Source organism: Paracoccus indicus (assembly GCF_003056335.1).
In the GTDB taxonomy this organism is placed as follows: domain Bacteria; phylum Pseudomonadota; class Alphaproteobacteria; order Rhodobacterales; family Rhodobacteraceae; genus Paracoccus; species Paracoccus indicus.
Genome location: NZ_PYWA01000006.1, coordinates 96,368 through 116,927, shown reverse-complemented (window position 1 = coordinate 116,927; position 20,560 = coordinate 96,368). Strand labels below are relative to the sequence as shown.

22 protein-coding genes are annotated in these 20,560 nt (G+C 64.6%); 8 read left to right on the top strand and 14 right to left on the bottom strand.

Annotated elements, in window-relative coordinates; translation table 11 throughout:
* Positions 1–12: 12 nt before the first annotated feature.
* A complete protein-coding gene (locus tag DDE75_RS11355) occupies positions 13–930 on the bottom strand; it encodes a LysR family transcriptional regulator (protein ID WP_108502503.1) in 918 nt (305 codons plus the stop codon).
* A 104-nt stretch (positions 931–1,034) separates the two neighbouring features.
* Between DDE75_RS11355 and DDE75_RS11350 the strand changes: the two genes are divergently transcribed.
* From DDE75_RS11350 to DDE75_RS11330, 5 genes are read left to right on the top strand one after another with little or no spacing between them, the layout of a single operon-like run.
* Positions 1,035–2,030, top strand: a complete 996-nt coding sequence (locus DDE75_RS11350) for a zinc-binding alcohol dehydrogenase family protein (protein ID WP_108502502.1) — start codon at positions 1,035–1,037, stop codon at positions 2,028–2,030.
* A 30-nt stretch (positions 2,031–2,060) separates the two neighbouring features.
* Positions 2,061–2,363, top strand: coding sequence for a DUF1330 domain-containing protein (locus DDE75_RS11345; protein WP_170310950.1), 303 nt, complete (start codon positions 2,061–2,063; stop codon positions 2,361–2,363).
* 29 nt (positions 2,364–2,392) lie between these two features.
* A complete protein-coding gene (locus DDE75_RS11340; RefSeq protein WP_108502500.1) occupies positions 2,393–3,352 on the top strand; it encodes an LLM class oxidoreductase in 960 nt (319 codons plus the stop codon).
* Between the two features lie 12 nt (positions 3,353–3,364).
* Positions 3,365–4,141: an SDR family NAD(P)-dependent oxidoreductase gene (locus DDE75_RS11335; protein ID WP_108502499.1), complete on the top strand. Its 777-nt coding sequence runs from the start codon at positions 3,365–3,367 to the stop codon at positions 4,139–4,141.
* Positions 4,142–4,153: 12 nt separating this feature from the next.
* Positions 4,154–5,140 carry a zinc-dependent alcohol dehydrogenase family protein gene (locus DDE75_RS11330; protein ID WP_108502498.1) on the top strand — a complete coding sequence of 329 codons (987 nt, stop codon included), beginning with the start codon at positions 4,154–4,156 and terminating at the stop codon, positions 5,138–5,140.
* 96 nt (positions 5,141–5,236) lie between these two features.
* Here DDE75_RS11330 and DDE75_RS17290 read toward each other — a convergent pair whose 3' ends face one another.
* The 8 genes from DDE75_RS17290 to DDE75_RS11295 form a co-directional block, all read right to left on the bottom strand.
* Positions 5,237–5,707, bottom strand: coding sequence for a hypothetical protein (locus tag DDE75_RS17290; protein ID WP_211659335.1), 471 nt, complete (start codon positions 5,705–5,707; stop codon positions 5,237–5,239).
* Positions 5,708–5,838: 131 nt separating this feature from the next.
* Complete coding sequence (locus tag DDE75_RS11325; RefSeq protein ID WP_108502497.1) at positions 5,839–7,113, bottom strand: glycerate kinase type-2 family protein; 1,275 nt, start codon at positions 7,111–7,113, stop codon at positions 5,839–5,841.
* A gap of 3 nt (positions 7,114–7,116) precedes the next feature.
* Positions 7,117–7,803 carry a D-lyxose/D-mannose family sugar isomerase gene (locus DDE75_RS11320; RefSeq protein WP_108502496.1) on the bottom strand — a complete coding sequence of 229 codons (687 nt, stop codon included), beginning with the start codon at positions 7,801–7,803 and terminating at the stop codon, positions 7,117–7,119.
* Entirely contained in the window at positions 7,800–9,077 is a 1,278-nt protein-coding gene (locus DDE75_RS11315; protein ID WP_108502495.1) for an MGH1-like glycoside hydrolase domain-containing protein, read from the bottom strand. Before DDE75_RS11315 ends, DDE75_RS11320 begins: the two co-directional genes overlap by 4 nt.
* Positions 9,078–9,086: 9 nt before the next feature.
* A complete protein-coding gene (locus DDE75_RS11310; RefSeq protein ID WP_108502494.1) occupies positions 9,087–10,130 on the bottom strand; it encodes an ABC transporter ATP-binding protein in 1,044 nt (347 codons plus the stop codon).
* 30 nt (positions 10,131–10,160) lie between these two features.
* Positions 10,161–10,997 carry a carbohydrate ABC transporter permease gene (locus tag DDE75_RS11305; protein ID WP_108502493.1) on the bottom strand — a complete coding sequence of 279 codons (837 nt, stop codon included), beginning with the start codon at positions 10,995–10,997 and terminating at the stop codon, positions 10,161–10,163.
* Positions 10,994–11,839: a carbohydrate ABC transporter permease gene (locus DDE75_RS11300; RefSeq protein ID WP_108502492.1), complete on the bottom strand. Its 846-nt coding sequence runs from the start codon at positions 11,837–11,839 to the stop codon at positions 10,994–10,996. The genes DDE75_RS11305 and DDE75_RS11300 overlap by 4 nt, the downstream gene beginning before the upstream one ends.
* Positions 11,840–11,922: 83 nt before the next feature.
* Positions 11,923–13,191, bottom strand: coding sequence for an ABC transporter substrate-binding protein (locus DDE75_RS11295; protein ID WP_108502491.1), 1,269 nt, complete (start codon positions 13,189–13,191; stop codon positions 11,923–11,925).
* Between the two features lie 273 nt (positions 13,192–13,464).
* Between DDE75_RS11295 and DDE75_RS11290 the strand changes: the two genes are divergently transcribed.
* Entirely contained in the window at positions 13,465–14,499 is a 1,035-nt protein-coding gene (locus DDE75_RS11290; protein WP_108502490.1) for a LacI family DNA-binding transcriptional regulator, read from the top strand.
* Between the two features lie 181 nt (positions 14,500–14,680).
* On the opposite strand, the gene DDE75_RS11285 is transcribed toward DDE75_RS11290, so the two are convergent.
* Complete coding sequence (locus tag DDE75_RS11285; RefSeq protein WP_108502489.1) at positions 14,681–15,568, bottom strand: LysR family transcriptional regulator; 888 nt, start codon at positions 15,566–15,568, stop codon at positions 14,681–14,683.
* Positions 15,569–15,708: 140 nt separating this feature from the next.
* On the opposite strand from DDE75_RS11285, the gene ampC reads away from it, so the two are divergent.
* Positions 15,709–16,869, top strand: a complete 1,161-nt coding sequence (ampC, locus tag DDE75_RS11280; protein ID WP_170310949.1) for a class C beta-lactamase — start codon at positions 15,709–15,711, stop codon at positions 16,867–16,869.
* A gap of 49 nt (positions 16,870–16,918) precedes the next feature.
* On the opposite strand, the gene DDE75_RS11275 is transcribed toward ampC, so the two are convergent.
* A complete protein-coding gene (locus tag DDE75_RS11275; RefSeq protein ID WP_162799004.1) occupies positions 16,919–17,098 on the bottom strand; it encodes a hypothetical protein in 180 nt (59 codons plus the stop codon).
* Between the two features lie 451 nt (positions 17,099–17,549).
* Here DDE75_RS11275 and DDE75_RS11270 point away from each other — a divergent pair, with 451 nt between their 5' ends.
* The gene (locus DDE75_RS11270; protein WP_162799003.1) at positions 17,550–18,281 is read left to right on the top strand and encodes a hemerythrin domain-containing protein; all 732 of its coding nucleotides are present in this window, start codon (positions 17,550–17,552) and stop codon (positions 18,279–18,281) included.
* A 340-nt stretch (positions 18,282–18,621) separates the two neighbouring features.
* On the opposite strand, the gene minE is transcribed toward DDE75_RS11270, so the two are convergent.
* Genes minE through minC form a run of 3 tightly spaced genes read right to left on the bottom strand, consistent with a single transcriptional unit; the run spans position 18,622 to position 20,458 of the window.
* Entirely contained in the window at positions 18,622–18,897 is a 276-nt protein-coding gene (gene minE / locus DDE75_RS11265) for a cell division topological specificity factor MinE (RefSeq protein WP_170310948.1), read from the bottom strand.
* Positions 18,894–19,742 (bottom strand): septum site-determining protein MinD, encoded by an 849-nt coding sequence (gene minD / locus DDE75_RS11260; protein WP_108502485.1) that lies wholly within the window; start codon positions 19,740–19,742, stop codon positions 18,894–18,896. Before minD ends, minE begins: the two co-directional genes overlap by 4 nt.
* A complete protein-coding gene (gene minC / locus DDE75_RS11255) occupies positions 19,739–20,458 on the bottom strand; it encodes a septum site-determining protein MinC (protein WP_108502484.1) in 720 nt (239 codons plus the stop codon). Before minC ends, minD begins: the two co-directional genes overlap by 4 nt.
* Positions 20,459–20,560 lie beyond the last annotated feature (102 nt).

Genomic DNA, 20,560 nt, shown 5'->3' with positions numbered 1-20,560 from the left:
TCGCCGGCCCCGTCACGCCTTTCCATCGGGGCAAAGCAGCCAGCGGTCGGGCAATCGGGCCCCCAGGATGAAATCCATGAAGCATCGGACCTTCGGCGTCAGCACGTTCGACCGCGGATAGATCAGCCACAGGACCGATGCGCCCGCCAACTCCCACCGTGGCAGGATCTGCACGAGGCGGCCCGCACGAAGGTCATGCGCGACGCTCCAGACCGAATTGATCGAGATGCCGCCGCCCGCGACCGTGGCGATGCGCTGCGATGCGCCGTCGTCGATGATCGTGCGGCAGTGCATCGTTTTCGGGTCCAGCGTGAAGCGTTTGCCATCCGATATCAGGTCGCGGGGGGCGGTGCTGGTCCATGACAGAAGGTCGTGGCCCTGCAGATCCTCGGGGGTGGCGGGCGTGCCGCGCCGTGCAAGGTAATCGGGCGCGGCACAAAGGATGCGCATGTCGTCGCCCAGCTTGCGACCACGCAGGCTGCTGTCCTGCAAGGGTGCGCTGCGCAGGGCCAGATCGAAGCTGCCCTCGATCAGGTCGAAGCGGGTGTCGGACAGGCGCAGATCCAGAACGATGTCGGGATAGAGGGCATGGAATTCCGGCAGCAGCGGCATGATGTGCAGCTGGGCAAAGCTGCTGGGTGCGGCAAAGCGCAGGATGCCCGACGGCTTGTCGGCGTCCAGCCCAAGCGCGGCGCGTGCGGCTTCGGATTGGGCAAGGATGTCGCGCGCATAGGGCAGGAAGGCCGCGCCCTCTTGCGACAGGGACACCTTGCGCGTGGTGCGGTGCAACAGCTCGGCGCCCAGCTCGTGTTCCAGCTTGGCAAGTCGCGCGCTGGCAATGGCCGGGGCCAGCCCCAGGCTGCGTCCCGCAGCCGAGATGTTCAGCCGTTCGGCCGCGGCAACGAACAGGCGCAGGATCTCGGTATCCATTCCATTATCTCGCAAAACGGAAAACTGAAGTCGGATATGCACCGTTTTTATAAAAAAACAAAGCTGTATCTGTTGGGGGACAAAAGACAGTAAGGATCACCATCATGAAAGCCATTGGCTATCACAACACCGGCCCCGCAGACGTCCTGACCATGCAGCAGGTCGCGCGCCCCGAACCCGGCCCGCGCGACCTGATCGTCGCGGTCAAGGGCATCTCGGTCAATCCGGTCGACGTCAAGCTGCGGGCGGCACGCGGCCCTGCGGGTTTCGACATCCTGGGCTTTGACGCAGCAGGCGTGGTGGTGGCCATCGGCGCCGAGGTGACGGGCCATGCCGTCGGGGACGAAGTCTTCTATGCCGGCGACGTGACCCGCGCGGGCACCAACGCGGAATTTCACGCAGTTGACGAACGCATCGTCGGTCGCAAGCCCGCAAGCCTCGGGTTCCCCGAGGCCGCCGGCATGCCGCTGACCTCGATCACCGCGTGGGAAATGCTGTTCGACAGCTTCCGCCTGACCGAGGGCGGCGGGCAGGGGCAAAGCCTGCTGGTCATCGGCGGTGCGGGGGGTGTCGGCTCGATCCTGATCCAGCTGGCCAAGCGGTTGACGGGGCTGACCGTGATCGCCACGGCCTCGCGCCCGGAAACGCAGGATTGGGTGCGTCGCATGGGGGCCGATCACGTCATCGACCACCGCGGCGACATGGTGGCGCAGCTGCGCGACCTGGGGCTGTCGCCCACCTATGTCGCGGGTCTGACGGCCACCGACCAGCATTGGCCCGCCATCGTCGAGCTGATCGCCCCGCGCGGCCATATCGCGCTGATCGACGATCCGCAGGCGCTGGACATCACCTCCGCCAAACCCAAGGCGCTGAGCATCTCGTGGGAGTTCATGTTCACCCGTTCGATGTTCGGAACCGACATGGAAGCGCAGCGCGACCTGCTGAACCGCGTGTCCCGGATGTTGGATGCAGGGTCGCTGGTGTCCACCGTCACCGAACGCGCCGACGAACTGACCGTGCAGAGCCTGACCGAGGCCCATGAACGGCAGGAAAGCGGCCGTGTCATCGGCAAGCAGGTCCTGCCGGGTCTGTCTGCCTGACATCGCCCGAACCATCGAAAGGAAGCGATCGTGACCTATTATTCCGTGCTTGAAGTGACCCCGACCAGCGAAGACTGGATCCCCGGCTATCTCTCGGCAGCCAAGACGGCATTGGCCCGCCATGGCGGCAGGTTCCTGGCCCGCAACGCGCGCCACGAACAGATCGAAGGTCAGGGGCGCACGGCGGGATTGCGCGTGCTGATCGAATGGCCCTCGGAGGAAGCGGCCAAGGCTTTCATCGCCGATCGGGAATATGTGCCGCATCTGAAGGCGCGTCAGGCCGGTTCGGAAAGCTTCCACTGGCTGATCGAGGGCAAGGACGACCTTGCCTGATCGCCACCACCGACCAAGGAGCGGCGCCCATGCGTGACAATATCGACGGCTTTGCCCGGATCAATCGCGGCTATGACCAGACATTTCGTGCCGGACGTCTCAGCCTTGGTCTGGTGGTGCCGATCGCCGCCTATCCCGACAGCAGGGTGCCGGACATGTCGGACCATCCGGCCCGCGTGCAACTGGCCGAGGCGCTTGGCTTTCGGGCCGCCTGGTTGCGGGACGTTCCCTTCGACGTTCCGGGCTTCGGGGATGCGGGGCAGCTTTACGACCCCTTCGTCTATCTGGGCTATCTGGCCGCGCAGACATCGCGGATCGCGCTTGGGGTGTCCTCGGTCGTCCTGCCGCTGCGCCATCCGGCCCATGTGGCCAAGGCCGCGGCCAGCGTGGACCAGCTGTCCGGCGGGCGCGTGATCCTGGGCGTCGCATCGGGCGACCGGCCCGACGAATACCCGGCCATGAACGCCGATTTCGACGATCGGGGCGAGGCCTTTCGCGCGGCCATCGACTATATCCGCGCGATGGGCAGCACCGCCCCGCGCATCGACAACCGCTTCGGGCGCACCGATGGCACGATCGAGATGTTGCCCAAGCCGCGGGGCGGCAGGCTGCCCCTGCTGATCACCGGCTCCAGCAGGCAGTCGCCCGACTGGATCGCGCAGCATGGCGACGGCTGGATGACCTATCCGCGCCCCATGCAGATGCAGCATCAGGTGCTGTCCGACTGGCGGGCGCGTCTGGACGACCTTGGACAGCCCCCTAAACCCGTGCTGCAGCCGCTCTACATCGACCTTGCCGCAGACCCCGACGAAGGGCCGCAACCCATCCATCTGGGCTTTCGCGCAGGGCATCGCTGGCTGACGGCCCATCTGAAGCAGCTGCGGGCGATGGGCGTCAACCACGTTGCCCTGAACCTGCGCTTCAACCGCGCGCCGATCAACCAGACGCTGGACCAGTTGGCCCACGACGTGCTGCCGCATTTCCACTGAAGGAGGATACCCATGAAGACCATCCTGATCACCGGCGCCACGCAGGGCCTGGGCCGCGCCACCGCGCAGGCCCTGGCGGAACAGGGTCACACGCTGATCGTCCATGGCCGCGATGCGGCAAAGCTGGATCAGACCGCCGCAGCCCTGCGCCGGACCGGTGCCACCGTGACCACGCAGCAGGCCGATCTGTCGGACCTGGCGCAGGTCGCCGCGATGGCCGACCGCCTTCTGGCCGACCATCAGCGGATCGACGTGCTGATCAACAACGCGGGGGTCTTCAGGACCGCGCAGACGCGGGCGGGCGGTCTGGATGTTCGCTTTGCCGTGAACACGGTGGCCTCGGCGCTTCTGGCGCAGCGGCTTCTGCCGGTGATCCCGCGAACGGGCCGCATCGTCCACCTGTCCTCGGCGGCACAGGCCCGCGTGGACATCGACGCGCTGGAAGGCAGGCGGCCCCTGGACCACATGGAGGCCTATGCCCAAAGCAAGCTGGCCATCACGCTGTGGAACCAGGCCTTCGGCGATGCCCACCCGGACGGCCCCGTGTCGCTGGCGGTGAACCCTGCGTCCCTGCTGGCGACGCGCATGGTGCGCGAGGGCTTCGGCACCTCGGGGAACGACCTGAACATCGGCGTGGATATCCTTGTCCGCGCCGCGCTGTCGGATGAATTCGCCGATACCACGGGCCGTTACTACGACAACGACGCCTGCAGGCTTGCCCCGCGCTATCGCGAAACCGAGGTCGCATCCGTCGCGGCCCGGATCGACACCCTTCTTGCAGACCTTTGAAAGGATAAAGACATGAAAGCCATGATCCTGAGCGAATACGGCCCCGACGCCAGCTTCCACGAGGTCGAGGTTCCCCGTCCAAGCGCCAAGCCCGGCCATGTGATCGTCCGCATCAAGGCGACCAGCGTCAACACCATCGACACGATGATCAAGGACATGGGCGGGGACCTGCCGCTGTCGCCTGCCTTGCCCGCCATCCTGGGCATGGATTTCGCCGGCACCGTCGAGGAACTGGGCGAAGGCGTCACGGAATTCGCCATTGGCGATGAGGTTTACGGCTGCGCGGGCGGGCTGGCCGATCTTCAGGGTGCGCTGGCCGAATACATGCCCGCCGACGCCCGGCTGATCGCGAAGAAACCGCAAGGCCTGTCGATGCGTCAGGCCGCCGCCCTGCCGCTGGTCGGCATCACCGCATGGGAGGGTCTGCACCGCGCGGGCGTGGGCGCAGGTCAGAAGGTGCTTGTGCACGGCGGCGCGGGCGGGGTGGGCCATCTGGCCGTCCAGCTGGCGCGACGCATGGGTGCCGAAGTCACGGCCACCGGCAGCGGTGACGCGCAGATGCAGGTGATCGGGGGCTATGGCGCCAAGCCGGTCGATTTCAGGACCACGGCGGTCGAGGATTACGTGGCCCGCGACACCGACGGCAAGGGCTTCGATGCGATCTTCGATACGGTGGGCGGGGCGAACCTGACCAACTCGTTCGCGGCCGCTTCGCTGAACGTCCATGTCGTCACGACCGTGGCCCTGTCCGAGATCGACCTGAGCCCCGCGCATTTCAAGGGACTGTCGCTGCATGTCGTCTTCATGCTGCTGCCGATGCTGCACGACGTGAACCGCGCCGCGCATGGCCGGATCCTGGCGCAACTGGCAGATCTGGTCGATGCGGGGGTGGTCGAGCCGCTGCTGGATGACACCCGCTTCGCCATCCCGGAAACCGGCGCCGCCTATACCCATCTGAAAAGCGGTCAGGCCCTTGGAAAGGTCGTGATCGAGCTGTGACCAGACAGGCTGCCCCGACACCGTGGCAGGATGCCGTTCCCCATCATCGACCATGTGGGGGGGGCTGGATTGCCGACCGTCCCGAGACTTAAAGCCTCACTTGCGTCGCCACCGATCTGGACATCCCGTTTTTGATCTTTCGGCTGTCTTGATCGTTTCGTGGGCGATGGTCTTGATCTCGGCAGTCGGAGTGCAGGCCCGATAGCGGTGCCGGCAGTCTTGGCAAGAGGACCCTTGGCCGCTATGGCACAAGGCGGCATCAGCGCGTCCGACCTGCGCCAAACTGCCAAGACGACTGCACGAAGGATCGGCCAATATGCCGCCGTATTGCCCGATCCTTTGCATGGTGACCGTTCCAGCCAAAGCGGCGATCAGAGTTTCGTATTCGGCAGGGAGAGGGCTGATCGGCAAGGGCATCGCATGCGCGATCAGCAAGGCAAAGGCGTTTCCACGTATCGGCAGCGCCGCAATTACGGTGCCTCTGGCTGATAAAGCCGTCGATCCGGAAAGCCAGAACGCGAAACCTTGGCAGATCGCCACCAGACAATCGCCCGTCCCGGTCATCATATGCCTGGCGAACCATGGATCGAAGATAGGGTTCAGCAGTTGCCGGACCCTTGCCCAAGAAAAGGCGCATGGTGGGCGGGAAGCCTTGGGGAAAGGCCGTGCCGGTCCGTTCCCAGAAAACGCCCGATCCACTATGGCAGCACAAGCACGGCCCTGAAATCGTTGACGTTCGTCAAGGTCGGACCCGTGACGATGCTGCCATCGACCGCGCCGAAGAACCCGTGCGCGTCGTTGCGTGCCAGCGCGTTCCCCGCATCGATGCCGCGCTGTCCGGCCCGATCCAACGTCGTGGGGTCGGCATAGGCACCGGCCACCTCTGCCGCGCCGTCGACGCCATCGGTATCGCAGGCCAACACGTGGACACCCCTCTGGCCATGCAAGGCGATGGCGGCGGCAAGCGCGTATTCCGCATTCGGACCACCGATGCCGTCACCCTGCCGCGTCACCGTGCATTCGCCACCCGACAGCAGAATGATCGGACGGCCCAGCCTTGCGGCCTCGGCACGCAGGTCCAGTCCCATCGCCGCATGTTCCGCACCCAGCATCCGCGCCTCGCCTTCCAGCGCATCCCCCAGAATGCGCGTCTCGATGCCTGCGGCCCTTGCCACCTGCGCGGCAGCGTCCAGCGACTGTGACGGGGCTGCAATGATCCGGGTGGTTGCGCGGCTCAATCGGGGATCGTCGGGGGTCAGGACCGATGATCCGCGTTCCAGCATAGCACGCACCGCCGCCGGCATCGAAATCCGCCTGTCGTCCAGGATCGCCAGGGCGTCCTTGGCCGTCGACGCCTCGCCCACCGTGGGCCCCGAGGCGATCGCCGCCGGATCGTCGCCCGGCACATCCGAGATCAGCAGCGTCAGCAGGCGCGCGGGATGGCAGGCGGCGGCCAGTTGCCCGCCCTTGACCCGGCTGAGATGCTTGCGCACCAGGTTCATCTCGCCGATCGGCGCACCGGAGGCCAGAAGCGCCTGATTGACCGCGATCTTGTCATCCAGCGTCAGGCCGTCGGTGGGGGCACACAGCAGGGCCGATCCGCCCCCCGAAATCAGGGCCAGCACCAGATCGTCGGGGCCAAGGCCGGACACAAGATCCAACATGCGCTGAGTTGCCGCCTCGCCCGCCGCGTCGGGGACGGGATGCGCGGCCTCGACGATCTCGATCCCTTCGCAGGGCCTGCCATAGCCGTATCGCGTGATGACCAGACCCTCGCATGGTCCGTAATGCGCCTCGACCGCCTCGGCCATGCGCGCGCTGGCCTTGCCCGCGCCGATCACCACCAGTCGCCCCCTGGGCCGCGGTGGCAGATGGGCGGCCACAACCCGCATGGGATCGGCGACCGCGACGGCGCAGTCGAAAAGCCGCGTCAGGAAGCCCCGTGGATCGGCAAGGACAGCATTCGTATCCATCGATCAACCCAGCCTTGCGGCGTAATCGCTGACCAGCAGATGCACGGGGGCGGTATCTTCCTTAATGGTGGCGAAACGACCGATGGGATCGCGGAAGATGTTATCGGTCTCATCATCGTTGACGGTGCTGACCTCGCCGATCAGGACGTCGCCGCCCTCGCCCCAGAAGGCATGCCAGTCGCCGGGGCGCAGGGTCACGCTTTCACCGGGGGCAAGACGCAGTTTCTCGCCGGGCGCGAAATCGCGCCGGATGCCGTCGCACCAGACCGTGCCGCCGCGATCCTCGGCGAAGGCGCCATGATCGTCCGAACCGAACAGCTCGACCACCAGCGTCGCGCCGCCGCGGTTGATGATGTCTTCGGCCTTCAGCGCATGGGTGTGCATCGGGCTGATCTGATCCTGCCGCGAGATCAGCAGCTTTTCGGCATAGCACATGCCGCCGCCTTGCCGCAGATCCGACAGCAGACCGTTGCGCAGGGTGAACAGGAACAGCCCCATCCCCTGAAAATCGCCCGCGCCATAGTCGGTAATGTCCCATCCGCAACGCGTGTCGATCAGATGGCGTGCCGTATCGGCCTTGGCCCTGAACTCCTCGGGTGACCAATAGGCGAAAGGCGGCAGGGCAAATCCGTGGCGGCGGATCATCTCGTCCGCCGACGCAAGAATATCGTTGATCTCAGAGCGCTTCATGCGGGCTGTCTTTCGCCGGTCAGGAATTCGATCACCATGGCGGCGGTCCATGTGAAGCTGCCGCCGCCGCAGCCCTCGCCCGTGATGGGGTCGTAATATTCGGCAAATCCGCCCTGATCGATCAGGCGCAGGCTGTCCTTGACGATGCGTTCGGCCACCGCCGTCTGGCCCGCCGCGGAAAGGCCGTCGGCGATCATGTAGTTGACGATCAGCCAGATGGGGCCGCGCCAATAGCGTTTGCCGTCATATTCCGGCGCCGAAGGGTCATGGCTGGGCACGAGGTGGGGCAGCTTTTCGCCAAGGGTCGCGATGCGCTGCGCGATGGCGGCGGCACGGTCCTGCGGGATGGCGGCGAAGGCTGCCAGCAGACCGCCGATGGACGGGCTTGGCACCAGCGCGCCGATGGCACGGTCGAAGCAGAGATATTGGCCATGCGTATCGCTCCACAGCGTCTCCATGGCCGCGATGCCCTTGTCCGCCTGCATCTGGGCGCGGGCGGCGATCTCGGGCATGTCCAGCGCATGGGCCAGCCATGCCAGATCGGCGCAGGCGCGGATCAGGATGGCATTGAAGCCCGGATCGACCACCCGGAAGGGCGAGGCATCGTGCAGTTTCGCATTGTCCCACCCCATGTCGCGGAAATGCTGCACCAGCCAGATGAAGCGGTTGTACTGATCGTCGGTGGGGCGATGGGCGGGGTTGGCATGCTGGGTGTCGCGACGGGTGAAGGGCTCGACCCCTTCGGTCGGCACGCGGTCAAGGGCTGCGTCCCAGTCAACCGAATTGTCGCGACCGGATTCCCACGGGTGGATGATGGCCACCAGCCCGGTGCCCTGCGGATCGCGACAACGGAAGAACCAGTCGTGCCAGGCGGCGATCTTGGGCAACAGCGCGCGGGCGCGGCTGCGGGCCATGTCGCTGTCGCGGGCGCGTTCGAACAGGCGCCGCACGGCAAAGCCTGCCACCGCGGGCTGGGTGATGCCGGTGGTGGGAACCTCGCGTCCGGTCTTCCACACGCCGGGACCGGGGAAATAGCCGTCGTCGAATTCGTGGAAGATGATGTGCGGCACCATGCCGTCATCCCACTGATGGGCGAACAGGGTCTCGATCTCGGTCCAGGCGCGGGCCTCGTCGAAATGGCCGAAGCCGATGGCGCTGAGGCAGCTGTCCCAGTTCCACTGGAACGGATACAGCCCCTGCGTCGGCACGGTATAGGTGCCGCGGTCGTTTTGCGCCAGGATGGCGCGGGCGGCGGTGATCATTGTGTCGGACATGAAGGGGCCTCAGGCAACGGCAAGGGTGGATTGGGGGTCGAACCAGCGCACGCGGTCGGGCTGGGGGGCAAGGGTCAGGACATCGCCGACCTTGACGGTCAGATCGCTGTCCAGAACGGCGCGGATCATCGTGCCGTCCACGTCGCAGGTGACCAGCAGATGCGCGCCGAGCGGCTCGACCAGCTTGACGCGGGCCTTCAGCCCGTCATCGGCAAGGCGCATGTCCTCGGGGCGGATTGCGAGTTGCAGCGGCGTGGCGGCGCTGACCGGGCCGTCGACCGTCTCGCCCGCCACCTTCCACTTGCCGCTTCCGGCAGGCTCGGCGCGCAGGAAGTTCATCGGCGGGTTGCCGATGAACGAGGCGACGAAATGCGCGGCGGGGTTGCGATAGACCTCGATGGGCGATGCGGCCTGTACGATCTTGCCCTGGTGCATGACGCTGATCCGGTCGGCCAGGCTCATGGCCTCGACCTGGTCGTGGGTGACATAGATCGCGGTGGTCTTGCTTTCGGCCAGAACGCCCTTCAGCTCGGCGCGCATTTCCAGACGCAGCAGCGCATCGAGGTTCGACAGCGGTTCGTCCATCAGGATTACGTCCGGCTCCATCGCCAAAGCGCGGGCCACGGCGACGCGCTGGCGCTGACCGCCGGACAGTTCGCCCGAATACCGCTTGAGCAGCTGTTCGATATGCATCAGCGATGCAACGCGTTCGACGCGGCGGGTGACCTCGGCGTTGGGCATCTTGGCCATCCGCAGACCGAAGCCGATGTTCTCGAAGACCGTCAGATGCGGAAAGACGGCATAGTTCTGGAAGACCATCGCGATGCCGCGGTCCTTGGGGGCCAGGTGATCGACGCGGCGCCCACCGATCCAGACCTCTCCGGTCGTGGCGGTTTCCAGCCCGGCGATGATGCGCAGCAGCGTGGTCTTGCCGCAGCCCGATGCGCCCAGCAGGACCATGAATTCCTGGTCCGCGATGGTCAGGTTGATGTCGTGCAGGGCCTGATATGCCCCGAAGGTCTTGGCGACATTCTTGATCTGAATTTCGGCCATTGACTTGGCTCCTTTCGAATACGCCCCGCCTCAGCGGTTGGCGATGCCCCACATGGCAAAGAGGTACTTGCGGACGGCAAAGATGAAGATCAGCGCCGGGACGACCAGGATGAAGCCGCCCGCGAACTTCAGATGCAGCGGGCTTTCCGCCAGGCTCTGCAGCAGGAAGGCCGGCAGGGTGCGGTTTTCGATGGTCAGGACGGCGGCGGCGAAGACCTCGTTCCACGAGATCACGAAGGCGAAGATCGCGGATGCGGTGATGCCCGGCAGGATCAACGGCAGGACGACCTTGGTGAAGGCGCCGAGGCGCGTGCAGCCAAGCGTCCATGCGGCCTCCTCCAGCTCGATCGGGATGCCGGAGAACAGCGAGAAGGTGATCAGCACAGCGAAGGGGATGGCCAGCGTGGTATGGACCAGTGCCAGACCGAAGACCGTGTCGTCCAGGCCCACCCGGATGAACAGCACCGCCAGCGGCAGCGCCAGAAGCGGCAGCGGGAAGGCCCGCGTCAGCAGGATCAGCATGCGGAACAGTTCCTTGCCGCGGAAATCGAAGCGCGACAGGGCATAGCCCGCGGGGGCGCCGATCAGGATCGACATGATCATCGTCAGCACCGCGACCAGCACCGAGTTGTAGAGCGCATCGATCATCCCCTGGAAGCCCGCAAAGAACCTGAGGCTGCCGAAGTCGAACTCGGGGACGAACCCCTTGGGAAAGCTGTTCACCGTCTCGGGCGAGGACAGCGTGTTGATGAACAGGAAGTACAGCGGAACCAGCACCCAGGCACAGAGCAGGACGACGGATGCGATATAGAGCCAGCGTCCGCTGCGACGGGCATCGATCTGGGGCGCATCGGTTGCGGCGGTCATATCGTGGCTCCTTTCGGGACGCGCAGGGCGCGCAGGATGACAAGCGTCGAGGCGATCGAGATGGCGAGGATGATCAGCGCGATGGCCGCTGCCGCGCCGCTGTTGGACAGGTCGAACTGATAGGAATAGGTCTCGCCCATCAGCACCGGGAACAGTGTGCCGCCAAGCGCCGCGACGACGGCGAAGACCTCGAATGCCAGGATGACCCGCAGCACCAGCGCGGTCTGCAGCGAGGGACGCAGCAGCGGCAGCGTGATCTTCAGGAACCGCTTCCAGGGCGATGCGCCGAAGACCTCGGCGGCCTCGTAATATTCCTTGGGGATCAGCCCGATGCCCGCCACAAGGATCACCAGCATGATGGCCGTGGCGCGCCAGATCTCGGCAAGGGCGATGGCGATAAAGACCATCGTCATGTTCTGATAGGAAATGAAGTTCATCGGCGCGTCGATGAAGCCCAGCCCATGCATCATCGAGTTGAGGAAGCCCGACTGTTCGAAGATCGCCAGCCAGATGATGCCCGCCGCAAGGTCAGAGATGCCCAAGGGGATCGTCCAGACATAGAGGACGAGATCGCGCCCCCGCTTCATCTTGCTGACCATGGTGGCCATCAGCAGCGACAGCGCCAGCTGGACCGGCACGACGACAGCGGCAAGCAGCAGCGTGTTCCACAGCGAGATCGAGAACTTCCAGTGGCTGACCACGTCGCGGAAGTTGTCAAGCGACCACCCCGTGTCGGAGCCGAAGGCCTGCTGGGCGACCAGCACGAATGGGTAAAGGAAGAAGATGCACAGGAAGACCGTCACCGGCAGGATCAGGACATAGGGAAGCAGTCGCGCGTTCATCGCATCGCTCCGGTCAGATTTTCGGGGGGTGCCCGGACCGTGAATGGCCCGGGCGGGGTCGCGTCAGGCGCGGGCGGTCGGGATCATTCGACCGGGCAGGGGCCTTCCGAGGCCGCATCGGGCGCCCAGCAGGGCGCGCCGGTTTCCTGCATGATGTCGTTCAGGCGGGTCTTCTGGTCGTCCAGAACGGCGCGGATCGGCTGGCGTGCCAGGACGATACGCTCGAACGTGTCGACGAAGACGCGGTCGAACTCGCCGCCCTGATCGCCAAGACCCGCGGGCAGCAGACCGGGATTGGCATCCTCGGCGGCGCTCATGGTGGCGATGGCGGCGCCGGTGGCCTGGACGGCGGGCGGCAGATCATCGGGCAGTTCGACCTCGACCACCGGGAAGAAGTTGGTGGCGCGCAGGGTGGCGATCTGGGTCTCGGGCTGCATCATGTAGTCGAGGACGGCCTTCGACGACTCCATGTCGGCAGCGGTCGCGGGGATGGCCAGACCGGCCAGCACCGGCATGAAGCCACGCCCGGTCGGACCGGCAGGTGCCGGGAAGGCCACGAAATCGTCGGGGCGTTCGTTAAAGGCCTGCGCTAGGCGCGAGGTGTGGTCGAAGACGATCCATGCGTCATCCGACAGCAACTGCTCCTGCATGAAAGAGAAGTTCGTCGAAGCCGGATTCGTGTGCTCCCACAGCTCTAGGAACTTCTCCCATGCCGCCTCTGCCTCGGCCGAGGCGAAGGTGCGCACCACGCCGTCGGTATAGGAAGGATAGAGATAGCCTTGGAAGAACCGGTGCTTCAGTCCTTTCGGACCCGCCGGGAACCCGAACAGCGGGCGGCCCTCGCCTTCCTGCACGTTCGCGGACCATTCGATCAGCTGGTCATAGGTCAGCGCGTCGATATCGGCACCCTCGGGCAGATAGGGCAGCGCCTTCTTGTTGGCCGCCATCACATAGCTTGCCTGCATCCAGGGGATGTATTTCATCGTGTCGGTGCCCAGCTTCGACAATTCGTTGAAGGTCTCGCTGGAGGCGGCAAGCCCAAGATCGTCCAGGGGTGCCAGCATGGCGGGGTCGAGCGCGGCGAAATCGCCATGCAGCGATCCCAGCAGGCCGATGGTCCCGCTGCCCGCCTGGCTTTCGGCCTGCAGGCGGGTCAGCCAAGGGCCGGTCTCGTTCGGCTGGTAATCGACGGCGATGTCGGAACCGGACAGCACCACCTCGCGCATGGCCTGCGCCTCTTCGGCGGGCCGGGCCTGGGTCGACCAGAACAGGACGTCCGCCTGCGCCGCAACGGCCGAGCAGACGATGGCGATGCCCGACACGGCACCGGCGAGTTCGAAACGTAGCTTCATGCTTTCCTCCCAGAATGGACTGTCGGGCCAGACCTCCTCGTCTGAACCGTCGGAACGTGGCCGCACCCCGACGACACCACGGCATCTTGGGCGCTGATCGATGTGAGGGGCCCGTGCCGACTCACCCGACTTGTCCTGACTATGGTATAACGATATATCTTGGGTCAAGTAAAAATTAACGAGGGCGCGCTTGGCTTTCGGGACCACTCTGCGCTAGATGTTCGCAGAACAGCGGCCCGGCAGCCTGAACGTTCTATCAACCGAGGGAGTGGCGTGAGCAGGAAACCGACACTGGCCAGCGTCGCACAGGCGGCGGGCGTTTCGATCCCGACCGTCAGCCAGGTGATGCGCGGCACCGGGCGCATCTCGGCCGAGACACGCAACAAGGTGCTGAAGGCGGCGAACGAACTGCACTACATTCCGGACTCACGCGCTGCCTCGATGAGGTCCGGCGAGAACCGCGAGATCGGGTTCCTGATCAACCAGCTGGCCAACCCCTTCAACGCCGAGGTGATCGGCGGCGTCGTCGATCTGCTCGAGGCCGAAGGTTACCTGGTGTCGGTGCTGGACACCCGCGATGACGCCATCAGGCAGGGACGCCATCTGGATTCCTTCATCCGGCATGGTCGGGGCGGGCTGCTTTGGGTGCCCGCGATCGACACGCCCGACGAAACCTTCGACATGCTGACCAAGCACGCCATTCCGACCGTCACCTTCCTGCGGCGGGTCAACGACAGGATCGATCACGTTGGCATCAGGAACGCCGAGGCGACGGCAACGGCCACCGCCTATCTGGCCGATCTGGACCACCGTCACATCGCCTACCTGGGCGGTATCGGCATGACGCGGGTGCGCGAGGATCGCATCTCGGGCTATCGCCGTGTCATGCAGGATCGCGACCTTGGCCCGGCAATCGTTTGGGACTCGGCCAACGACAAGCTGGCGGGCCTCGAGGCGATCGAGCATCTTCGCGCCGCGCACCCCGAGGTGACGGCCGTCGTCTGCAATGGCGACATGGTGGCCTTGGGTGCCTGCCTTGGGCTTCAGCGGCAGGGGCTTCTGCCCGGGCAGGATCTGTCGGTGATCGGTTTCGACGACGTGCAGGACGCAGCCGTGGCGACGCCGCCACTGACGACCATGGCCGTATCGCCGCATCGGCTTGGTCGAAAGCTGGCCCGCGTTCTGCTGGACCGCATCCAGGACCCCGAGATGCCCGTGACCGTATCCGAGGTTTCGGCGGAACTGGTGGTGCGGTCGACGACGGCGGGCCCTCCTGTCGGCAAACGGACGGGCTGGGCGGATACCTGACGGGGTCGAGCACCGCCGATCACATGTACTGCCGCCAAGCGCGTCAGTCATTCCGCGCCCTGGCCCCCAATGCCGGATACCCGTACCGGACAGGCTGATCCGGCGCTTGACCCGACAGAGGCCGGTGGATCGCGGGCATATGGGCCCGCCGCCTTGCGTGTTTCGGCGGCAATCGCAGGGGTCAGATGATCCCGGCCTGCTGGTCCCGCAGCTCTTGGTGCAGCCATTCCCGAAAACTTCGCATGCCGCTGGTTTCCGGCCTGGACTGAAGTCGCGTCAGCCAATAGGCGCCGGCATCGATGGAATGGTCGAAGACCGTCACCAGTCGGCCGGTTTCCGTCCAATGGGTGAGAAGCGCGGCGGGCAGCAAGGCGACCCCCTGTCCCTGCGAGGCCATCTGGGCAAGGGCGATCGAACTGTCCAGCATCGGACCGCGCAGGGGCGGGCAGGGAAGGCCCATGCCTTCGAACCACCGCTCCCACTCGCTTGACCGATAGGACCGCAGCAGCGGCTGATGGTGCAGGTCGGCCGGCGAGGCGATCGCTTGGGCGCGATCCGCTGCGCACATCGGCGTCAAAGGAGCATCGAAGATGCGTTCGGCCTGCAGCCCATGCCAGGATCCGTCACCGAAGCGGATGGCCAGATCAAGCCCTTCGCCCGGAATGCTGACGCGATTGTTGTTGGCGAAGATGCGCAGGTCCACCTCGGGATGTGCCGCCTCGAAACCGGCCAGTCGCGGGATCAGCCAACCCGTCGCAAAGGTCGCGACCACGCCGACGTGCAGCGCCTCGTGGTATCGCCCGCCAGAAAACCGGTCGAGTGTCGTCGCCATGGCGTCAAGCGAACTGGTCACGACCGGCGCAAGGGCCGCACCCTCTTGGGTCAGGACCAATCCTCGCGGCACGCGCCTGAACAGCCGCACCCCAAGGCGGTCCTCCAGGTTGCGGATCTGATGGCTCAGCGCGGCCTGCGTCACGCATAGTTCGACAGCGGCCTTCGACAGCGTCAGGTGGCGTGCAGCGGCCTCGAATGCCCGAAGCGCATTAAGTGGGATGTTGGGTCGGTCCATGATCGATCCATGAGAATTTCTCAACGATACCCCAAGAAACGATGTTTTGCGGATCGTGCAAGACGGGAATACCCCTGCGAGGCAAGATTTTCTTATGCCCGAAACCTGTCGTGCAGACCGCAACCTGAAAGGTGACCGCAATGTCCATCGCCCGAACTCTTGGCATCGCAGCCGCGATGCTTGCCGCCCCGGCACATGCCCAAGGGCTGACGGAACAGGCCTTCCGAACGATCAGCGAAGAGGTCTTTCGCCCCGTCATCGAGGAATACGACATCCCCGGCATCGCGATCGGCGTCACGCTTGACGGCGAGCGGTTCTTCTTCACGGACGGCATGGCCGACCGCAAGGCGGCCCGCCCGGTGGATCGCGACACGCTGTTCGAACTGGGATCGAACAGCAAGCTGTTCAACGTGGCATTGGCGGCCTTGGCGGAACAACGGGGCCTGCTGTCCCTGGGGGCGCCGGTATCATCCGAGTTTCCTGACCTGACGGGCAGCGCCTTCGACGCGATGACCCTGTCCGACCTTGCGGCCCATGCAACCGGCGGTCTGCCCTTGCAGGTGCCCGATGACGTCACGGACACCGACAGGCTGATGGCCTATCTTCGCAACTGGAAACCCGAAGGCGACAGTGGTTCGCTGCGGGCTTACTCGAATGTCAGCATCGGTCTGTTAGGTCTGGTCGGCGGTGATCAGTTCGGGACGACGTACCAGAATGCGCTGATGCAGGAGCTTTTGCCCGCATTGGGGCTGGACAGCACGTTCATCGATGTTCCCACAGACAGGATGGCGCATTACGCCTTCGGTTATTCCAGAACCGACGACAGTCCGATCCGGGTCAATCCGGGCATGCTGGATGCCGAGGCCTATGGCATCAAGTCGACGGTGGTCGACATGACCCGCTTCCTTGATGCCCATCTGGGCAATGTTGCGCTTGAGGACGAGATGACGGCCGCGCTTGCCCGAACGCGCCTGTCCGAATATGAAACCGCCCATTTTACGCAAGCCATGATCTGGGAAGGCTATCCCTGGCCGGTGGATGCATCCGATCTGGCAGCCGGAAACGCGTCCGAGATGGCCTTGTCACAGCAGCCCATGACGAAGGTCCAGACGCGTCAACTGGACGGCAGCGTCTTCCTGAACAAGACCGGTTCGACGAACGGCTTCGGATCCTATCTTGCCATGGTCCCGTCCGAAAATATCGGCGTGGTGGTTCTGGCAAACCGGAACTATCCCAACGCCGCCCGGGCTGAAGCGTCAGTGGAACTGATCGAGCGCTTGCTGGCCGAGGCGGAAGGCTGACGCAACAAAGCATTGCACCGTGCCGGGTTCCGGGATTTCGCCGATATCGTCAAAGATACAGCCTCGTGATGGCAATGATCACCAGCGTCGCGCCCGAGGCGGCCACCGCAAGCAGCCAATCCGAGTGCGCCCGGAACGCATTGTCTTCCAAAAGCATCCTCCTGCGCATCTCATCGAGCCAGAACGTAGTGGCTGCGAAGTTCGCAGCTTGGGCTTCCAGTTTCCGCATCATGATACCTGCACCATCGCTGCTCAGTGGTCCGGCGTTTCACGACAAGTGAAATGCCGTGACGGATCGCGGTCGTTCTTGGGACGTAATGAAACATGAAGACATGCCCAGACCAGATAGCACCCTTCGGGCACTGTCGCGCATGGCAAGCGTTTAGACGCCCCTTCAACGTCCAGCGGCTCGCCATCGGGGGACATATCCTGGAAAGCTGAAAGCGAATGTCGGTGCGAATTTACCGTGTCTTCTGCCATGATGCACAGAGATACCGACGACATTGCAGTGACCATGACAGGCGATTGGCACGAGGAATGTTCAATGAAGAGCACAGTGCAAGAATAATCCGAAAAGATTGATCGATGAATCGGATTCTTCATAAGCGTGCTCGACAGCCCTTGAAGGCCCGCGACTCCTAGAAACCAAACGATCAGCAACATGATCGCTGCTGCAGCTTTTGTCGGCCAAGCTGCTGCGACAGTATCCTGTAGCTGAAAGCAACCCGAAGCCGCCACGCCGAACCACGGCCCGCGAGCTGAACGGCGAACGCCCGTTTCACAAAGCTTCCGCCCTTGACTTGGGGGTGGCAGGGGCTTTGATGCCAAGCATGAACGATCTTTCATCGCGCACTCTGGACGACCTGACCATCGACGAAGCCGCCCGGCCACATGCGCCGAAGGTTCCCGGTGCGACGGACATGCACCGTCGCCAAGGTCGTCAGTTGGCGGCCATTCACCGTCACTATCTGGCAGAGATGGCCCAGGTCGCGGCAGTGCTGGCGCGTATCGAAGCGGGGGACGCACCGCCCCAGAACCTGAAGCGCATCGTGCTTTCGCTTGATATGGCCGAGAACCTTCGGGCGTTCGGAAACCTCTGCGGGCACGAATGCCAGGTGCTGAAGTTCCACCACGACATCGAGGGTGCCGACATGTTCCCCCGGATCGAAGCGGCGGGCGGAGGCATGTTTCGCGCGGTCGTCGCCAAGCTTCTGTCAGAGCACGAGGTGGTGCACGAGTTGATCATCCGTCTTGGTCTCGCGGCAGAGGCGCTGGTTGAAGATCCGAACGAGGCGAACTTTGCGGATGCCGCCGCCACCTATCGCAAGCTGGAAACGGTCGTACGTTCTCATTTCCGCTATGAAGAGACGGAGTTGGAGGAGGCCATCGGGTATTACCTCGGCTCGATCTGACGCGTCTGAAAGGCCGTGTTCCGTCTGACGAACAGGTGGTCTTTCCACCCGTCGATCCAAGCGGCCGAAGCCGAAGCCAATCAGCGGGACGAATTTCCGCTGGTCGCGAAGATGCCTTCATTCGGCACGGTAGTTGCCCGACGATGGTTCCGACCGAAGTCCCGGCGTGGCAGGAAACATCCATTGGATTGGAACGCCGACCGATGGTCCGGTCTGGCGCGGCTTATGCAAGCTGACAGATTTCATCACGTCGCGCGCGGAACGCCATCAGATCCCAGGCACCCAGGCTGCACGTCCCGCATCAAGGCGCGGGGCGGGATGTGAGGGCGCTGAACGGCCCTCAGCTGTCCTTGGACTTGCCGATCCGCGGCAGATCGATATTGATCTCGAGGCTGGACATCTGGTCGCCGCGTTCCATGCGGACATCGACGTCGGTATCCCCGATCGGGACGTATTTCCTGATCGCCGCCACGATGTCGCGTTGCAGCATGGGCAGATAATCGGCCTCGGCGGCACCACTGCTGCTGCGTTCATGCGCCAGAAGGATCTGCAGACGATCCTTGGCCGTCTGCGCGCTTTTGGGCTGCTTCTTGCGGGTGAAACTGAACAGGCTCATGACGCACGTCCAAACAGCCGCTTGAACAGGCCGGCACGACGCTCTCCCTGGATGCGCATCTCGACCTCTTTCCCGGTCAGGCGCGACACGGCATCCTCATAGGCCTGGGCCGCAGCCGAGGGGCCGTCCAGCACCACCGGCGTGCCGACGTTCGAGGCCTTCAGGATCGCCTTGCTTTCCGGAACGACACCCAGCAGCGGCACCGCCAGGATCTCCAGGACGTCCTCGACGGTCATCATCTCGCCGTTCTCGACGCGCGTCTCGTCGTAGCGCGTGATCAGGACCTGCGCCTTGATCGGGTCCGAGCCTTCGGTTTCGGCGCGCTTGGTCTGGCTGCTCAGCAGGCCCAGAACGCGGTCGCTGTCGCGCACGGACGACACTTCGGGGTTGGTGACGACCACGGCCTCATCGGCGAAATACATGGCCATCTGCGCACCGTGTTCGATACCGGCAGGGCTGTCGCAGATGATATAGTCGAACTCGGCCCGCAGCTCGGTCAGGACCTTGTCGACGCCCTCCTTGGTCAGCGCATCCTTGTCGCGGGTCTGCGAGGTGGGCAGGATGAACAGGGTATCGACGCGCTTGTCCTTGATCAGCGCCTGCTTCAGCTTGGCATCGCCCTGGATGACGTTGATGAAGTCGAAGACCACGCGGCGTTCGCAGCCCATGGTCATGTCCAGGTTGCGCAGCCCCACGTCGAAGTCGATGACGACCGTCTTGAAGCCCTGCTTGGCCAGCCCCGCCGAAATGGCCGCCGAAGAGGTCGTCTTGCCGACGCCGCCCTTCCCCGAGGTAATCACGATCACCCGGCCAAGCGGCGGGTTCTTCTTGGGTTCTGTCGTCATGCGATCACCTCCATGCGAAGTTTCTCATCCTCAAGGTAAATATGCGTGCAGCCTTGGCCGACGGCGGCGTCAAGCGTCTCGCTGGTCTTGTAGAGCCCGGCAATCGCGACCAGTTCGGCGTTCAGGCTCTGGCAGAAGATATGCGCGTTCTCGTTGCCGTGACAGCCCGCCATGGCGCGACCGCGCAGGGGACCATAGACGTGGATGTTGCCCGCCGCGATCAGCTCGGCCCCCGAGGCGACCGATCCGATCACCGTCAGGTCGCCGTGTTCCGCCACGATCATCTGGCCCGAACGGACCGTGGACCGGATCACCTTGTTATCCACCGCCCGCGGCGCTGCGGCCGATGCGGTGGCCGTCGCAACCTGGCCCGTGTCGCGCGGCAGCGGGGCATCACGCCCCGTCGTCACATTGATCAGCCCCAACGTCTGCAGCGTCGCCGGGTCGAGGCCATGCGCGTTCTGCACCCCGAAGACGCGCAGTTCACGTTGCCGCAGATTGTCCACCAGATCGCGGATGGCATCGGCATCGCGGAAGCCCGCGGAATTCCCCAGATCCAGCACCATCGGCGCGCCCGCGAAGAACTGGGGCGTCTTCAGCAGCTGGTCGTCGATCTGCCCATAGAACTGATCGCCCGCGGCTTCGCTGTCGATACGAAGCACCAATGCCGTCAGAAAGCGCCCGCGCACCTGAAACGCGGCGACGCTGGTTGGCATCGGATTGTGCCGGGACCGTGGGTTTCGAACTGACACGGCGAACTCTGCTCCTGCTTTTCAGGCGGATCGCGACTCGGGGGCGCACCGCTCTTGTTTCCTGTC

What these genes read in the sequence shown, in the direction of transcription:
- DDE75_RS11355 (WP_108502503.1), bottom strand. Translation starts at nt 930, where the DNA reads ATGGATACCGAGATCCTGCGCCTGTTCGTTGCCGCGGCCGAACGGCTG.
- DDE75_RS11350 (WP_108502502.1), top strand. Translation starts at nt 1,035, where the DNA reads ATGAAAGCCATTGGCTATCACAACACCGGCCCCGCAGACGTCCTGACC.
- DDE75_RS11340 (WP_108502500.1), top strand. Translation starts at nt 2,393, where the DNA reads ATGCGTGACAATATCGACGGCTTTGCCCGGATCAATCGCGGCTATGAC.
- DDE75_RS11335 (WP_108502499.1), top strand. Translation starts at nt 3,365, where the DNA reads ATGAAGACCATCCTGATCACCGGCGCCACGCAGGGCCTGGGCCGCGCC.
- DDE75_RS11330 (WP_108502498.1), top strand. Translation starts at nt 4,154, where the DNA reads ATGAAAGCCATGATCCTGAGCGAATACGGCCCCGACGCCAGCTTCCAC.
- DDE75_RS17290 (WP_211659335.1), bottom strand. Translation starts at nt 5,707, where the DNA reads ATGATGACCGGGACGGGCGATTGTCTGGTGGCGATCTGCCAAGGTTTC.
- DDE75_RS11325 (WP_108502497.1), bottom strand. Translation starts at nt 7,113, where the DNA reads ATGGATACGAATGCTGTCCTTGCCGATCCACGGGGCTTCCTGACGCGG.
- DDE75_RS11320 (WP_108502496.1), bottom strand. Translation starts at nt 7,803, where the DNA reads ATGAAGCGCTCTGAGATCAACGATATTCTTGCGTCGGCGGACGAGATG.
- DDE75_RS11315 (WP_108502495.1), bottom strand. Translation starts at nt 9,077, where the DNA reads ATGTCCGACACAATGATCACCGCCGCCCGCGCCATCCTGGCGCAAAAC.
- DDE75_RS11310 (WP_108502494.1), bottom strand. Translation starts at nt 10,130, where the DNA reads ATGGCCGAAATTCAGATCAAGAATGTCGCCAAGACCTTCGGGGCATAT.
- DDE75_RS11305 (WP_108502493.1), bottom strand. Translation starts at nt 10,997, where the DNA reads ATGACCGCCGCAACCGATGCGCCCCAGATCGATGCCCGTCGCAGCGGA.
- DDE75_RS11300 (WP_108502492.1), bottom strand. Translation starts at nt 11,839, where the DNA reads ATGAACGCGCGACTGCTTCCCTATGTCCTGATCCTGCCGGTGACGGTC.
- DDE75_RS11295 (WP_108502491.1), bottom strand. Translation starts at nt 13,191, where the DNA reads ATGAAGCTACGTTTCGAACTCGCCGGTGCCGTGTCGGGCATCGCCATC.
- DDE75_RS11285 (WP_108502489.1), bottom strand. Translation starts at nt 15,568, where the DNA reads ATGGACCGACCCAACATCCCACTTAATGCGCTTCGGGCATTCGAGGCC.
- ampC (WP_170310949.1), top strand. Translation starts at nt 15,709, where the DNA reads ATGTCCATCGCCCGAACTCTTGGCATCGCAGCCGCGATGCTTGCCGCC.
- DDE75_RS11275 (WP_162799004.1), bottom strand. Translation starts at nt 17,098, where the DNA reads ATGCGGAAACTGGAAGCCCAAGCTGCGAACTTCGCAGCCACTACGTTC.
- minE (WP_170310948.1), bottom strand. Translation starts at nt 18,897, where the DNA reads ATGAGCCTGTTCAGTTTCACCCGCAAGAAGCAGCCCAAAAGCGCGCAG.
- minD (WP_108502485.1), bottom strand. Translation starts at nt 19,742, where the DNA reads ATGACGACAGAACCCAAGAAGAACCCGCCGCTTGGCCGGGTGATCGTG.
- minC (WP_108502484.1), bottom strand. Translation starts at nt 20,458, where the DNA reads ATGCCAACCAGCGTCGCCGCGTTTCAGGTGCGCGGGCGCTTTCTGACG.